Raw genomic sequence first — 14,354 nt, forward strand, 5'->3', positions numbered from 1 at the left:
GCCACGTCCTCCCGGAGTCTCGCGAAATCCCCTGTCACGCCACGTCCTCCCGGAGTTCGGCCAGCCGGTGCAGCCCGGCCAGCACTTCGTCGCGGCCGAGGCCGAAGTCCACGAAGCAGGCGACCTCGTCGCAGCCCAGCTCGCGCAGATCGGCGAGCATCTTCCGGCAGGTCCCGGCGGAGCCGAGCAGGCTGCCCCAGGTCAGATAGCGGTGGAAGGCGAACTCGGCGAGCAGCGCGGTCTGCTCCTCGGTGAGCTCCGCCGTCGCCTTGTCCGCCGTGCGGTTGGCGGTCGTCTGGCGGACGTACGACTGCAGATACCGCTGCAGCGGTACGCCGGCCAGCCGCCGCGCCTCCTCGTCGTCCGCGCCGACGAACGTGTGCGCCATCAGCGTCACCCGGCCGTGCGCGTCGGTGCCGCCCTGGTCGGGGGCGGCGGCGCAGGCCGCGCGATAGCGGGCGATCTTCTCGGCCAGCTCGTCCCGGCTCTGCCCGACGGTCGCCCCGAGCACGCCGGTTCGCAGGCTTCCGGCGGCCTCCCAGGTCGCGGGGTTGCCGGAGCTGGTCAGCCACAGGGGCAGGGTCTCCTGGACGGGGCGGGGCTGCGGCAGGACGGCGACCGAGGTGCCGGTGCCGTCGGTGAACTCGGCGGCCTCGCCGGCCCACAGCCGCCGCAGCAGCGGGATGTCCCGGAGCGTCTGCTCGCGCCGGCCCTCGTAGTTGTCCGGGGCCAGCACGAAGTCGGTCGAGTGCCAGCCCGTGGCCGCCGACAGCCCGATCCGGCCGTGCGAGAGGTTGTCGACGACGGCCCAGTCCTCCGCGATCTGCAGCGGATGGTGCAGCGGCAGGATCACGCTGCCCGCCCGGATGTTGATCCGCTCGGTGGCCACCGCGAGCGCCGCGCTGAGCACCGGCGGGCTCGGGAACACCTGGCCCACCTGCTGGAAGTGCCGCTCGGGCGTCCAGATCGCGTGGAAGCCGAGCCGGTCCGCGGTGCGGGCGACCGTGAGGATGTCGTCGTAGGCCTCGCTGTGCCGCGGCACGCCGCCGGTCGGGCTGTCGGCGGGTGTGTCGGCGCCGAAGAACATCACACTCAGGTCCATGGCACCTCCTTCTGACTCGGGTCGTCGGTACGGCCTGTACCGGGGACGTCGGTACGGCTGCCGCGGCCCGGCTGCCGGGGGATGCGCGGTCGGCGCGGGATGGGCGCCGGGGCGGCGGGTGCCTCGGCCGGTGCCCGCTCCAGCTCGGCGGCGAGGGCGGCGACCGTGGGTGCGGTGAACAGCTGGCCGGCCGTCACCGGGCGCCCGGCGCTGGTGAGGCGGGCCGCGACCCGCACCGCACGCAGGGAGTTGCCGCCGAGCCGGAAGAAGTCGTCATCCGGACCGATGTGCTCGACTCCGAGCACGTCGGACCAGACGGCGGCGATCTCCCGGTGCAGCGCGGAGTCCGTCGGGACGCCTGCCGGGGGTGCGGGGGCGACGACAGCGTCCCGCGCCGCGTCCGCCCGCCGGAGCGGCTCCGGCAGCTCCAGCCGGGACAGCGGTACGTCCGGCTCGGCGGCCCCCGCCCGCAGCACCTCGACGAACGCGTCCGCCAGCCACTCGACGAACTCCGGCTCCAGACACGAGGTCCGGTACTCGAAGACCAGCGTCATGCCGTCCGGCCCGCCCGACGCCCCGTGGTCGTCGGTGACGTCGACCAGCAGCTCGAAGCGCGCGGTGCCGGTGCGCAGCGGCTCCACGCCGGACTCGGCGCCGGGCAGGTCCACCTCGGCCCGGGCGTTGTTCTGCAACGCCAGCACGACCTCGGTGAACGGCTGCCGCCCCGGGGGCCGTACGGGGTTGAGCGCTCCCACGACCTCCTCGAACGGCACGTCCTGGTGGGCGAAGGCGTCCAGCGCCGTCTCCCGGGTACGCGCGAGCAGCTGCCGGGCCGTGGGGTCGCCGGAGGCGTCGTTGCGCAGCACCAGCATGTTGACGAAGAACCCGACGACGTCGTCGACCGTGCCGTCGTGCCCCCGCCCGGCGATCGGCGAGCCGACCGCCAGATCCTCGCCGGCCCCCGCACGCACCAGCACGGCGGCGAGGGCGGCGTGCAACGCCATGAAGAGAGTGGCGCCCTCCGCCCGGGCCCCGTCGACGATCAGCGCATGCGCTCGGGCGTCCAGCCGCCGTACGACCGTGGCGGCTTCCCGGCCCGGCACGGCGGGCCTTCCTGGGCGCCGCGGGAGCAGGGGGCCACCGGTCGGAAGACCGGCCAAGGCCTTGCGCCAGAAGGTGAGGTGGGCCGCGGCGAGCGATCCCGGATCGTCCGCCGAGCCCAGCCGCCCCTGCTGCCGGCGGGCGAAATCGGCGTACGGCACCGGCAGCGGGGCGAGCTCCGCCGCGGAGCCGGAGACCCGGGCGGCGTAGGCGCGCGACAGGTCCCGGAAGAGCGGGGGCAGCGACCAGCCGTCACCCGCGACGTGGTGCAGCACAAGCAGCAGCGCGTGCTCGCCCGGCCGGTCCTGGATGCCGAACAGCACGGCATGCAGGGGAAGTTCGGCGGTGAGGTCGAAACGGTGCCGGGTGGCCTCCGTGACGGCCTTGTCCAACTCACCGGATGTCACGTCGACTTGCCGAAGCCGAGGCAGGGCATCGGCGCCGACCCGTACCCGCTGCCACGGCTCACCGTCGCGCTCCTCGAAGACCGTACGCAGCGCCGTCTGCCGGGCGGCCACGTCCCCGAGAGCGGCCCGAAGAGCCTCCGGATCGACCGTGCCGCGCAGCCGCACCAGCACCGGAAGCGTGTAGGCGTTACCCGCGTCGACCTGGTCGAGGAACCACAGGCGGCGCTGGGCGTACGACAGGGGCAGCGCATCCCCTTCCGCGACTGCGGGCTCCTCGACCCTCCCTGCCTCCGCCTTGCCGGCCTGCTCCACACACGGCACCAGCGCCGCCGGCGTCCGGCACTCGAACAGCGTCCGTACGCCGATCTGGGCGCCCAGCGTCGACTGGATCCGCCCCAGCAGCCGCGCCACCGTCAGCGAGTTGCCGCCGAGCGCGAAGAAGTCGTCCTCGGGGCCGATCGACGCCACCCCCAGCACCTCGGAGAACAGCCCGCACAGCGCCCCCTCGACCGGGCCGGACGGCTGTCGTGCCGACGCCGACGCGAGGGAGCCGGTGATGGGGCCGGGCTCCGGCAGGGCGGCGCGGTCCAGCTTGCCGTTGGGGGTGAGGGGCAGGGCGTCGAGGACCACGAAGGCGGCCGGGACGAGATAGTCGGCCAGTACACGCGTCGCGTGGTCCCGCAGTTCCGCTGCCGGCAACTGTTGCCGATGCCCTTCCCGAGGGACGACGTACGCGATCAGCCGCTTGTCACCCGTGGCGTCGGGACGGGCGACCACGGCGGCCCGGACCACGCCCGGATGGCCGGTCAGCACCGTCTCCACCTCGCCGGGCTCCACCCGGAACCCGCGGATCTTCACCTGCGCGTCGGCCCGCCCCAGATACTCCAGCACTCCGTCGGCCCGGCGCCGCACCAGGTCACCGGTGCGGTACATCCGGCCACCGGCGGGCCCGTACGGGTCGGCCACGAACCGCTCGGCGGTCAGCTCGGAACGACCGCGGTAGCCGAGGGCCACGCCCGCCCCGGCGGCGTACAGCTCACCCGTCTCACCGTCCGCGACCGGCCGCAGCCGCTCGTCGAGCACCCGGAGCCGCTTGCTGGCCAGCGGGCGGCCGATCGGCACCGGGCTGCCGTCCCGTACCTCCTCGGCGGTGACCGGATGGACGGTCAGGAAGACCATGCCCTCGACCGGGCCGTAGCCGTTGCTCAGCCGCAGCGCGGGGTGGCGCTCCAGGGCGCGGGCCGCGTGCGCGGGCGACAACGGTTCGCCTCCGACGATCAGTTCGCGTACACCGGCGAGGGCCCGCGGGTACTCGTCGACGATCACGTGGAAGAGGGAGGCGGAGAGGTACAGGGAGGTGACGGCGTGCCGCTCGACCAGACCGGCCATCACCACCGGGTCGGGGCGCCGGCCCGGGTGCAGTACGCACAGGCCGCCGTTCAGCAGCGGACCCCACAGCTCCATCGCGAACGCGTCCCAGGACACGGGGGAGCACTGCAGCCACACCGCGCCGGGCCCGAACGACGCGAAGTCCTGCCCGGTCAGCGTCCCGGTGATCGCGGCGTGGGAGGCGACGATGCCCTTCGGGCGGCCGGTGGAGCCGGAGGTGAACATCACGCAGGCCGGGTCCTGCGGCCGTACCTCCACGGTGCCGCGCCGAAGCGGCTCGGCCTGTTCGGCGTCCTCCACGGTCACCGACCCGACTGCGGATAAGGGCTGTTGGGAGCCACGCCGGGACACGACCAGCGCGACGCCCGCGTCGGCCGCCATGCCGCGCAGCCGTTCCGCCGGTAAGCCCGGGTCGAGCATCGCGTAGCCGGCGCCGGCCTTGAGCGTGCCGAGCAGTGCCACCACCATCTCGGCGGACCGCTCCAGATAGACGCCCACCAGGGCCCCCGGCCGTACACCGTGGCCCCGCAGCAGCCCGGCCAACCGGTCGGCCCGCGCGTCGAGTTCGCCGTAGCTCAGCCGCTCGTCGCCCGACACCAGCGCGGTCGCCGCCGGTGTCCGCCGGGCCTGTTCCTCGAAGAGTTCATGCACGCCGTGCAACGCCCCCGTTGCGTCCGTATCAGGCATCGGAGGCCGTGCGGGTGGGACATATGTCCGTCCAGCGGTCCTCGACGTAGGCGAGGCAGTCCGCGCGGCTGCTCGCGGTCAGGGCCACGTCCCACCCGTCCGGCACGGTGATCCCGTCGGGCCACAGCGAGAACTGACCCTCGGCGTTGGTGAGTACGAGATAGGTGCCGCTCTCGTCCTCGAACGGATTGGTGGTCATGGTCAGCCCTCCACGAGTTCTTTGTTCCCGGGGTTGTCGGGGTGGTCGGGGTTCTCCGGGTCCTCGGGATCGCCGGGGCGTCCGGAGCTGCCGGTGGCATCGATGTCGGTGGTGTCGATGTCGGCCGTGTCGGGGGAGTCGTCGGTGACATCGGGCAGCAGCGTGTCGATCTCCCGCACCGTGCGCCGCGTCATGCTCAGCACCCCGACGGCGATGCCGCACAGGCCGGCGATGAGCAGCATCGCGGCCATGCCGCTGCCCGGCCCGTCGCCCACGAGCGGCCCCAGCACCACGAAGATCCCGGTGCCCTCCGCGGCCTGCGGTTCGAAGACCTCGTCGGCGAGCGGCCCGGAGACGGCGGTCGCCAGCGGGACGGAGATCTGCGACAGGAACATCACGGCGCCGAAGACCCGGCCGTGCCACTCCTGAGGCACCTTGGTCTGCACGATCGCCTGCATCACGCCGTTGATCATCGGCATCAGCGCCGCGCCCACCAGAATGGCCGCGCACCAGCCGACCACGCCCCCCACGAGTGCCATCGCCACCTGGGCGGACAGACACATGCCGATGATCCCGAGCAGCATGCCCCGGGCCCGGTTCTTCGGCCCGCTCCACGCCGCCATCAGCAGCCCGCCCGCGACCCCGCCGACGCCGATCGCGGTGTTGACGCTCGCCAGCGCCGCGGTCTCACCGCCGGACCGGGCCAGAACCATGGGCTGTACGGCGGCGAAGCCGAAGACCATGACCAGGTTGACCACGCAGAAGGCCAGCATCAGATCGCGCAGGCTCGGATACCGGAAGAGGAATCGCATCCCCTCCATGGCCTCCGCGGTGAGCTTCTTGCGCGGCCCGCCCGCCGGTTTGCTCGCGGGACCGGTGTCCCCCCGCATCCGCACGACCCGGATGGCGACCAGCGCGAGAGCGAAGCTCACCAGGTCGGCGACGAGGATGAAACCGAGCCCGGAGAACGCCACCAGGAGCCCGCCCAGAGCGGGACCGCCGACGTCCGCCGTGCTCTTGGCGCTGGCCAGCAGACTGTTGGCCCGCTGCAGTTGGGCCTTGTCCACGAGCAGCGGCACCGAGGCGCCCAGCGCCGGGAACTGGAAGGCGGCGGCCGAGCCGAGCAGCATGACCGCCGCGTAGACCTCCCAGGTGTGCAGCCCGCCGGTGAAGTGCAGGACGCCGAGCAGCGCCACGATCAACAGCCCGCCGCCGTCCGCGACCTGCAGCGCAGTACGTCGCCTGACCCGGTCGACGAAGGCCCCGGCGAGCGGGCTCAGCAGTACCTGGGGGAGGAGGGCACACAGCGACAGCGTGGTCAGCGCCGTCGCGCGGCCGGTGGCCGACCAGGTCTCGAAGACGAAGGCGAAACGAAGGACGGAATTACCGACCAGCGATATCGCCTGCCCGCTCCAGACGAGCATGAAGGGGCCCATGCCGGTGAACCGGCCCGGCTTTCCCCCGTCCTGCGCGGTGTCGTCGAGCGAGCGCGCCGAATCGGCCACGTGCGTACCCCCGTCGAATGTGGCTTCCGACCGAGAACCCTAGTTCGAAGTGGCGCGCCGCACAGCCCCGATCTTGAAAGGCGTCCGAGAAGCCCTCACGGATGCGGCTCCATGACGGTGAGGGCGCGCTCTGACTGGCATCGAACTGGAGTGCCTCGTATACATCTACGAACCTTTGACGACACAACGACATCCGGGACGAGAGATGCTCTCTCCGGACAATTCCGTTGCCTCGCAGCCGGGTTGAGTCGCCCTCCGTCCGCCGCTTCCGCCGGCGGCCACTCGCCCGCCGCTCGCCGAGGGGGTCATTTCTCCGGCCATTGACCGATGGACTGGCCCCACCAACTGCCGCCTCCCTAGGATGTGTTGTCGGCGAGGTGATCTCCTCGGCCGGCCCTGTGACTGGGGGAAACGATGGAGCCTGGAAAGCAGCTGTCCACGTCGATCGATGCCGCGATCCCGACAGCCGCGCGCATGTACGACTACTACCTCGGCGGCAAGGACAACTACGCCTCCGACCGAGCCGCCTGCGAGGAGCTGGACAAGGTCGTCCCCAGCACCCGCGCCCTCGCCCTGAACAACCGCCGCTTCCTGCAGCGCGTGGTCAGGACGCTGGCCGAGGACCACGGCATCCGGCAGTTCCTCGACCACGGCTCAGGTCTGCCCACCCAGAACAACGTCCACCAGGTAGCGCAGTCCATCGACCCGTCCTCGCGTGTGGTCTACGTCGACAACGACCCGATGGTCCTGGTCCACGGCCGCGCCCTGCTGGAGCAGAACGAGAACACGGCCGTCATCCACGCCGACATGCGTGAGACCGACGCGATCTTCTCCCACACCGACACCGAGCGCCTGATCGACTTCTCGCAGCCGGTGGCGGTGCTGTTCAACTCCGTCTTCCACTGCATCCCCGACAGCGACACCGACGGGCCCCTCGCCGTGGCCCGCCGGGTGCGCGAGCACCTCGCGCCCGGCAGCTTCATGCTGATGTGCCAGCTGGTCAGCGAGGACCCCAAGGTCCGTGATTTCGTCACCGACTTCATGGACCAGGCGACCCAGGGGCACTGGGGCCGGGTGCGCCAGGAGAAGGACGTCGCGGAGTACTTCGAGGGTCTGGAGATTCTCGACCCCGGCCTGGTGGAGGTCTCCACCTGGCGCCCCGACACCGAGGTGGCGCCGCGTCAACTCACTCAGGAGTGGATCGAGTTCGGCGGCGTGGGCCGCCTGCCGTAACGAGGCCTCGCCGACGGGGCAGCAGTGCCCTACGGGGGTGCAGTGCCCTACGGGGCAGGGGAGTAGCGGGCCATCGTCTCGCGCAGCCGCTCCAGCGACTCGCGCGGGTTGAGGGCCTCGTCGCCGAGACGGTCCAGGGCGATCCGGTACTCCTCCGTCTCGTCCTGGTCCTCCAGGAACGCGGCGCTCTTGATGTGCTCCAGATAGACGATGTCGGCCAGATCGACGCCGCCGAAGCGCAGATAGGTGACGGGAATGGCCGGCGCGGACGCGTTGGTCACGTCCAGGGGCACGATCTGCAGGGTCACATGGGGGAGCTGCGCCATCTCCTCCAGGTACTCGAGCTGCTCGCGCATCACCTCGCGGCTGCCCAGCATCCGCAGCAGCACCGACTCGTCGACGATCGCCCACAGCTGAGGCGGGTCCGCGCGGTGCAGAAGCTGGCGCCGCCGCATCCGCAGCTCCACACGCCGCTCCACCTCACGGCCGGGCGCCGACGGCAGCCCGCGCTCCACCACGGCCCGTGCGTACGCCTCGGTCTGCAACAGGCCGGGCACGTACTGGATCTCGAAGGTACGGATGGCCGTCGCGGCCTCCTGCAGCCCGACCAGCCGGTCGAACCACTCGGGCATCAGCCGCTTGTCATAGCGCTGCCACCACCCCGGCTCACCGGCACGCTTCAGCAACTGCAGCAGCACCGAGGCCTCGTACTCCTCGGTCCGGTACTCGTTCAGCAGCAGGCGGACGTCGGCCTCCGTCGGCGGTCGACGCCCCTTGCCCGCCTCGATGCGCGACAGCTTCGCCGGACTGAAACCCACGGCACGCGCCGCCTGGTCCTGGGAGAGGCCCGCGTCGTCGCGGATACCCGCCAACTGGACGCCGACCAGCATTTTCAGCAGGGTCGGCGCGGGTTCGGTCCGGCTCAGGTACGGCTCGAGGCGGGAGATGCGAGGTGACTCGGCGGACATCCTGACTCCCCGTAGGCCGGCATACGACAGACCGCATTATCGCATCCCGCCGCCTCCTGCCGCCGGAACCGCAGCAATTAGAAGGCTCAACTTCCGCTTCCCGGCGGTGTTTCGCCTCCCGCCCGGTCCTCCGTCCAGGTCACACGAGGTGGTCGAACTCTCCCTCCTTGGCGCCCGCCAGGAACGCGGTGATCTCGGCCGGGGTGTACACCAGCGCCGGCCCCTCGGGGTCGCGGGAGTTGCGCATCGCGATGCTGCCGTCGCCCAGGCTCGCCACCTCGACGCAGTTGCCCTCGGCATTGCTGTGCCGGCTCTTGATCCAGCGGACGCCCAACGAGCTTGCCCGTACGCCGTTCTGTGCTGTTGGCACTGCACTCTCCTTGCTCACGTTCGGCCACGCGCGCACCCCGACGCCCCGCCGGACACCGGCCGCACCACGTGCTCTGCGTCGACACCTTCGCGCAATTTCCCGTGAAATTGCACGGAGGAGCCGTCGGCGTGGATAATAGTCCGTGGCGTCAACGGCAGTGCGGACGCCCCGTCCTGACCGTGTATCAGGGAGACGTTGTGTCCTTACCTGCGTACGAAGGGCTCCAACTGCCCGGCAGCGCTGCGCCACATGCGGGGCTGACGGTGACGCCGGAAGCACAGCGCGGCACCTCGGGCCTCCGTCGGCTCAGCAGCCCCGAGCCCCCGCGCACCTCGCCTCGTTCCGCCGCCCTGCGCCTGGTCGGTGCCGAACAGGGCTGCGGCCGAGCCCGCGACTTCGTCCGTCGCACGCTCGACGACTGGGCACTGGACCACTGCAGCGCCGACGCCCTCACGGTGGTCACCGAACTGCTCGCCAACGCCGTGCTGCACGCCGTAGCGCCGCCCTCGCCCTCCTCGGCCGACGCAGCCCCGTCGCGCCCCGAGACCGAGATCTGGCTGAGGCTCAGCCTCCGGCGCCCGGCCCACCTCGTCTGCGCCGTCGTCGACCCGAGCGACAACCTCCCTGTTTACCCGCACACCAGCGACCCCTTCGACGAGCACGGCCGGGGGCTGCGCATCATCGACGCCCTGTCCGAACACTGGGGCTGGACAAGACGCCAGCCGGCGGGCAAAACGGTCTGGGCGATGCTCCCGACGGCCAGGCAGGCCTGACCCGCCCTCCGGGATCCGGCGGTTCCGGTGCATGCGCAAATGTGCAGTAAATGTACGGCCGCACGCGCCTATTGAGGCAAGTACCCGAATAGGCCGCCATATTGCCGCTGTTTGGGGACGATCAGGGCAGCGGTGTAACACGGTCGCGTCCGCATGACGCAGAACCAGGCAGAAGCAGGTCATCCTCGACGTCCGATTCCGGTTTCGCGGGATGGCTTACACCTCTCCGCCCGGCAACGCGTCAGAACGGATTTCCTCGTGAACACCGACCCGATTCCCGGCTACCAGCCCTACGACCAGCCCCCACCCCCCGACCGCCCCCGGCGCAACCCGGACACCGCACGCAGAGCGGCCCTGACAATCTGCACGATCGCCGACGTCTCGGCAGGTCTGCTCGGTCTGTGGATAGTGCTGTACCTGCTCGACGCGAACCAAGGGAACGCGTTCGTGGAATTCGTGCACGGATCGGCGGACTGGCTGTCCGGATGGGCACAGGACATTTTCACGATGGACACAGAGGGCCTCCGAGTCCTCCTCAATTACGGCCTCCCGGCCGTCCTCTATCTGCTCCTCGGGCACGGAATTGCCGCCCGACTCAACAGGGCCTGACGGCATTACCCAGCGAAGGACCAGCTTTATGGCACCCACTCCCCGCACTCCCACCGGAAGCGATCACCTGCCGATCTATGAAGACCTGGTGCGCGAACGCGGAGACGCCGTGACGGAAGCGCAAATAGCAGCCGCACACACCCAGCACCAAGCGGCCGAACTACTGACCCCCGCGGAGCCTCCCCACCGGGACCACCACCACTTCGGCTGAACGATGACGGCGGGCCGGCCGGACCGAGGCTCGAACGGGTGGCAGCCACGCAGGAACACAAGCAGCGCACTGGCACCCCATTCGGAGACGCCGACGCCCGAGCAGGCACACCACGCGGCTCGCCACGGCCAGCCCCGGGCCGAGCCTCGGCGAGGTGCCGGCCACCCTCGGCGGGAGCTGCGGGTGGCCGGCACCGCGCGACGATCGTCCCGGTGGCCGCCTGGCGCCGGTGCGGGCCCTTGTCCCCGACATCGGGCCGCTCCGGGTGGCAAAACGCCTGCAGATACGCGAAGACCCCGTCCTCAGCGAACACGCTGATGGCGGGGTCTTTGGGCACCTCATGCAGGGTGCCCCCGGCAGGATTCGAACCTGCGCACACGGCTCCGGAGGCCGTTGCTCTATCCCCTGAGCTACGGGGGCGTGTCGGGCGCCTTGCTTGGCGGCGACGGGTAGAACCCTACCAGCTTCGGTGGGGTGTTCATGAACGGGTTTATGGGGTCGCGGCACGGGGTGTGACCTGGGGGTGGCTCGCTCGCAGGGGGCGGAAGTGGGGAAAACCCGGACGCGGTGGCCGGTCCGGACCTACTCTCGAGTTGTGCCAGGCGCGTCGGGCCGGGTGCTTGTTGTGGACGACAACAAGGTCATCCGGCAGCTGATCAGGGTCAATCTCGAGCTGGAGGGGCTTGAGGTGGTGACCGCGGCCGATGGTGCCGAGTGTCTGGAAGTCGTTCATCAGGTGCGGCCCGATGTGGTCACCCTGGACGTCGTCATGCCGCGCCTCGACGGGTTGCGCACCGCCGCTCGGCTGCGCGCCGATCCCCGTACCCGTGATCTTCCCGTCGCCATCATCAGCGCCTGTACGCAGTACGAGGTCGACACCGGCCTCGACGTCGGCGTCGACGCCTTCCTCGCCAAGCCCTTCGAGCCCGCCGAACTCGTCAGCCTCGTAGGGAGGTTGATCGAGGTGAGGAGGAACGCGGAACGGGCTCTGGAAAGGGGCGCGGAACGCGACGGCGGGAGCGAGGACACGGCCGTGTTCGGGGGCGTCCTGGGGGCAGCCGGCGAGGCCGCGGCCGGGCGCACCGGAAGCTGACGCCGAGGGGCGTTCCGGACCGGCATCCCGGTCGGGCAGACGCATCCCCGGGTGTACCCGACCCATGTCGGCAGCCCACCGGCACCCGCACCCACCCGTCGCCCCACCCCCCACCCGTCCACATCCCGGACCCTCCCCAAACCCATTCGCATACCCACCCCCCTCCTCCCATACGCTTGTCCCGTGACCCCCGTCGAGCTCTCCCGTACCGTGCTGCGCGCGGTGCGTCGTGCTGTCGATGACGGGGAGCTGCGGGTCGCCGTGCCGGAGCGCGTCGTGGTCACAGCCCCGGGGCCCGGGGGCTGTGGGGACTACGCCACCAACATCGCGCTTCAGCTCGCGCGCCCGGCCGGGCGGCCGCCGAGGGAGGTTGCCGAGATCCTGCAGGCCCTCCTGCTCAGCTGTGACGGCGTCAGCAGCGGCATCACCGGTGGCGCAACCGGCGGCATCACCGGCGGCATCATCGACGTCGTCATCACCGGCCCCGGTTTCCTGAACATCAGCCTCGGCGCCACCGCCTCCGCCGCCGTCGTCGAGGAGATCTTGCGGCGCGGCACGCGGTACGGGCACGTCAACGGCCCCTCGGCGGACTTCATCCCGCTGTACTGCCCCCACGAGGTACGGGCCGTCGTGGTGATGGACGCCCTCGCTCGGATTCTGCAGTCCCAGGGGGCCGCCGTCCGCACCGGATGCGAGGCGCCCCTCGATCCGCGCTGGGTCGACATCCTCGGCGTACGGGTCGACGGGCGTCGTATGCAGGACTCGCCCGCGCTGCCCTACTACGCCGTGCGTCCGGTGCCCGCCCCCGTCGACCCCCTCCCGCTCGGCCGTGACGCCGCACGCTGGGCCCTGCTTCACCCCGCCGGTCACGACCGGCCCCGTATGACGGACGAGCACCTCGTCCAGCGTGAGAGCAACCCTCTCTTCCGCGTCCGGTACGCCCACGCCCGCACCCGGGCTCTCAGCCGTAACGCCGCCGACCTGGGGTTCGACGCCGAACCCGGGGACGTACGGCACGACGTCGCCGTCCTGCTCGCGGATCACCCCCGCGTTCTGGCCCAGGCGGCAGCACACCGTGCCCCCGACCGTGTCGCCCGGCACCTCGTCACCGTCGCCGATGCCGTCCTGCCCCTGCTGCCCGCCGTCCTTCCCCGCGGTGCGGAGAAACCCTCGGCCACCCACCGCGCCCGGCTCGCGCTCGCCGAAGCCGCCGGGACGGTGCTGGCCGGTGGCCTGTCCCTGCTCGGCATCGACGCACCCGACCATCTCTGAGAGAGCCCACGAAAGTCATGAGCCGTTCCGCACACCCCGCCGGGCCCCGCCACGCCGACGTTTTTCCCGAGGGCCACTACTCCGCCCCGCCCGCCGACCTCAACACCCTCGACCCGAAGGTGTGGGCCGAGACCGTCGGCCGCAACGCCGACGGCGTCGTCACCGTCGGCGGTATCGACGTGAAGACCCTCGCCGAACAGCACGGCACCCCGGCCTACTTCATGGACGAGGCCGACTTCCGGTCCCGGGCCCGCGCCTGGCGCAGCGCCTTCGGGACCGACGCCGACGTCTTCTACGCCGGCAAGGCGTTCCTGTCCCGTGCCGTCGTGCGGTGGCTGCACGAGGAAGGGCTCAACCTGGATGTGTGCTCCGGGGGTGAGCTCGCCACCGCCCTCTCCGCCGGCATGCCCGCCGACCGCATCGCCTTCCACGGCAACAACAAGTCCGTCGAGGAGATCCGCCGCGCGATCACCGCAGGCGTCGGGCGTATCGTCCTCGACTCCTTCCAGGAGATCGTCCGCGTCGCGCATATCGCGCAGGAGCTCGGCAAGCGGCAGCGCGTCCAGATCCGTATCACCGTGGGCGTGGAAGCACACACCCACGAGTTCATCGCGACCGCCCACGAGGACCAGAAGTTCGGGATTCCGCTGGCCGGTGGGCAGGCCGCCGAGGCCGTGCGGCGGGCGCTCCAGCTCGAGGGGCTGGACGTCATCGGGATCCACTCGCACATCGGGTCGCAGATCTTCGACATGTCGGGCTTCGAAGTCGCCGCCCACCGGGTGGTCTCGCTTCTCAAGGACATCCGTGACGAGCACGGCGTGGAGCTGCCCGAGATCGACCTCGGCGGCGGGCTCGGGATCGCCTACACAAGTGACGACGACCCCCGTGAGCCGCACGAGATCGCCAAGGCGCTGACCGAGATCGTCACCCGTGAGTGCGAGGCCGCCCGCCTGCGGACCCCCCGTATCTCCGTCGAGCCGGGGCGCGCCATCGTCGGGCCGACCGCCTTCACGCTCTACGAGGTCGGCACCATCAAGCCGCTCGACGGGCTGCGGACGTACGTCTCCGTCGACGGCGGCATGTCGGACAACATCCGTACGGCGCTGTACGACGCCGAGTACAGCGTCGCCCTCGTGTCCCGGACGAGCGACGCCGAGCCGATGCTCGCCCGTGTCGTCGGCAAGCACTGCGAGAGCGGGGACATCGTGGTCAAGGACGCGTTCCTGCCGGCCGACCTGGCACCGGGTGACCTCATCGCCGTACCGGCGACGGGTGCGTACTGCCGGTCCATGGCCAGCAACTACAACCATGTCCTGCGGCCGCCCGTCGTCGCCGTGAACGACGGCGAGTCCCGGGTGATCGTCCGCCGGGAGACGGAGGAGGACCTCCTTCGTCTCGACGTCGGGTAACCCCGCAAAGACACCGGGGTGGAAGA

The 14,354-nt window shown here is 71.1% G+C and carries 12 protein-coding genes and 1 tRNA gene; 6 read left to right on the top strand and 7 right to left on the bottom strand.

Annotation, left to right across the window (positions count from 1 at the left end; genetic code table 11):
- Positions 1 to 34: 34 nt before the first annotated feature.
- From ACZ7M7_RS11215 to ACZ7M7_RS11230, 4 genes are read right to left on the bottom strand one after another with little or no spacing between them, the layout of a single operon-like run.
- On the bottom strand, positions 35 to 1,102 hold the full coding sequence (locus ACZ7M7_RS11215) for a MupA/Atu3671 family FMN-dependent luciferase-like monooxygenase (RefSeq protein ID WP_472115029.1): 1,068 nt from the start codon (positions 1,100 to 1,102) through the stop codon (positions 35 to 37).
- Complete coding sequence (locus ACZ7M7_RS11220; protein WP_472115032.1) at positions 1,093 to 4,650, bottom strand: amino acid adenylation domain-containing protein; 3,558 nt, start codon at positions 4,648 to 4,650, stop codon at positions 1,093 to 1,095. Before ACZ7M7_RS11220 ends, ACZ7M7_RS11215 begins: the two co-directional genes overlap by 10 nt.
- A 28-nt stretch (positions 4,651 to 4,678) precedes the next feature.
- Positions 4,679 to 4,885 (bottom strand): MbtH family protein, encoded by a 207-nt coding sequence (locus ACZ7M7_RS11225; protein ID WP_383602703.1) that lies wholly within the window; start codon positions 4,883 to 4,885, stop codon positions 4,679 to 4,681.
- Between the two features lie 2 nt (positions 4,886 to 4,887).
- Positions 4,888 to 6,390 carry an MFS transporter gene (locus ACZ7M7_RS11230; protein WP_451169515.1) on the bottom strand — a complete coding sequence of 501 codons (1,503 nt, stop codon included), beginning with the start codon at positions 6,388 to 6,390 and terminating at the stop codon, positions 4,888 to 4,890.
- 414 nt (positions 6,391 to 6,804) lie between these two features.
- On the opposite strand from ACZ7M7_RS11230, the gene ACZ7M7_RS11235 reads away from it, so the two are divergent.
- Positions 6,805 to 7,623 (top strand): SAM-dependent methyltransferase, encoded by an 819-nt coding sequence (locus ACZ7M7_RS11235; RefSeq protein WP_383602698.1) that lies wholly within the window; start codon positions 6,805 to 6,807, stop codon positions 7,621 to 7,623.
- Between the two features lie 47 nt (positions 7,624 to 7,670).
- Here the strand turns inward: ACZ7M7_RS11235 and ACZ7M7_RS11240 are convergent, their stop codons facing one another.
- Complete coding sequence (locus ACZ7M7_RS11240; RefSeq protein WP_383602695.1) at positions 7,671 to 8,591, bottom strand: helix-turn-helix domain-containing protein; 921 nt, start codon at positions 8,589 to 8,591, stop codon at positions 7,671 to 7,673.
- Positions 8,592 to 8,730: 139 nt separating this feature from the next.
- Entirely contained in the window at positions 8,731 to 8,961 is a 231-nt protein-coding gene (locus ACZ7M7_RS11245; RefSeq protein WP_369273402.1) for a DUF397 domain-containing protein, read from the bottom strand.
- Between the two features lie 197 nt (positions 8,962 to 9,158).
- On the opposite strand from ACZ7M7_RS11245, the gene ACZ7M7_RS11250 reads away from it, so the two are divergent.
- Together ACZ7M7_RS11250 and ACZ7M7_RS11255 are read left to right on the top strand one after the other, a co-directional pair.
- Positions 9,159 to 9,734, top strand: coding sequence for an ATP-binding protein (locus ACZ7M7_RS11250; RefSeq protein ID WP_472115038.1), 576 nt, complete (start codon positions 9,159 to 9,161; stop codon positions 9,732 to 9,734).
- A gap of 258 nt (positions 9,735 to 9,992) precedes the next feature.
- Complete coding sequence (locus tag ACZ7M7_RS11255) at positions 9,993 to 10,343, top strand: hypothetical protein (protein WP_383602689.1); 351 nt, start codon at positions 9,993 to 9,995, stop codon at positions 10,341 to 10,343.
- 559 nt (positions 10,344 to 10,902) lie between these two features.
- On the opposite strand, the gene ACZ7M7_RS11260 is transcribed toward ACZ7M7_RS11255, so the two are convergent.
- Positions 10,903 to 10,974: transfer RNA gene (locus tag ACZ7M7_RS11260), tRNA-Arg, on the bottom strand.
- 103 nt (positions 10,975 to 11,077) lie between these two features.
- On the opposite strand from ACZ7M7_RS11260, the gene ACZ7M7_RS11265 reads away from it, so the two are divergent.
- The 3 genes from ACZ7M7_RS11265 (at position 11,078) to lysA (ending at position 14,328) form a co-directional block, all read left to right on the top strand.
- A complete protein-coding gene (locus ACZ7M7_RS11265; RefSeq protein ID WP_472115042.1) occupies positions 11,078 to 11,647 on the top strand; it encodes a response regulator in 570 nt (189 codons plus the stop codon).
- Positions 11,648 to 11,830: 183 nt separating this feature from the next.
- Complete coding sequence (nrtL, locus tag ACZ7M7_RS11270; RefSeq protein WP_472115045.1) at positions 11,831 to 12,919, top strand: ArgS-related anticodon-binding protein NrtL; 1,089 nt, start codon at positions 11,831 to 11,833, stop codon at positions 12,917 to 12,919.
- A 17-nt stretch (positions 12,920 to 12,936) separates the two neighbouring features.
- Positions 12,937 to 14,328: a diaminopimelate decarboxylase gene (lysA, locus tag ACZ7M7_RS11275; RefSeq protein WP_383602619.1), complete on the top strand. Its 1,392-nt coding sequence runs from the start codon at positions 12,937 to 12,939 to the stop codon at positions 14,326 to 14,328.
- Positions 14,329 to 14,354 lie beyond the last annotated feature (26 nt).

It is taken from the genome of Streptomyces sp. NPDC111606 (assembly GCF_055656945.1).

Bases quoted from the DNA above. Each gene is read 5' to 3' on its own strand.
- ACZ7M7_RS11240 (WP_383602695.1), bottom strand. From the start codon at position 8,591: ATGTCCGCCGAGTCACCTCGCATCTCCCGCCTCGAGCCGTACCTGAGC.
- ACZ7M7_RS11215 (WP_472115029.1), bottom strand. From the start codon at position 1,102: ATGGACCTGAGTGTGATGTTCTTCGGCGCCGACACACCCGCCGACAGC.
- ACZ7M7_RS11235 (WP_383602698.1), top strand. From the start codon at position 6,805: ATGGAGCCTGGAAAGCAGCTGTCCACGTCGATCGATGCCGCGATCCCG.
- ACZ7M7_RS11225 (WP_383602703.1), bottom strand. From the start codon at position 4,885: ATGACCACCAATCCGTTCGAGGACGAGAGCGGCACCTATCTCGTACTC.
- lysA (WP_383602619.1), top strand. From the start codon at position 12,937: ATGAGCCGTTCCGCACACCCCGCCGGGCCCCGCCACGCCGACGTTTTT.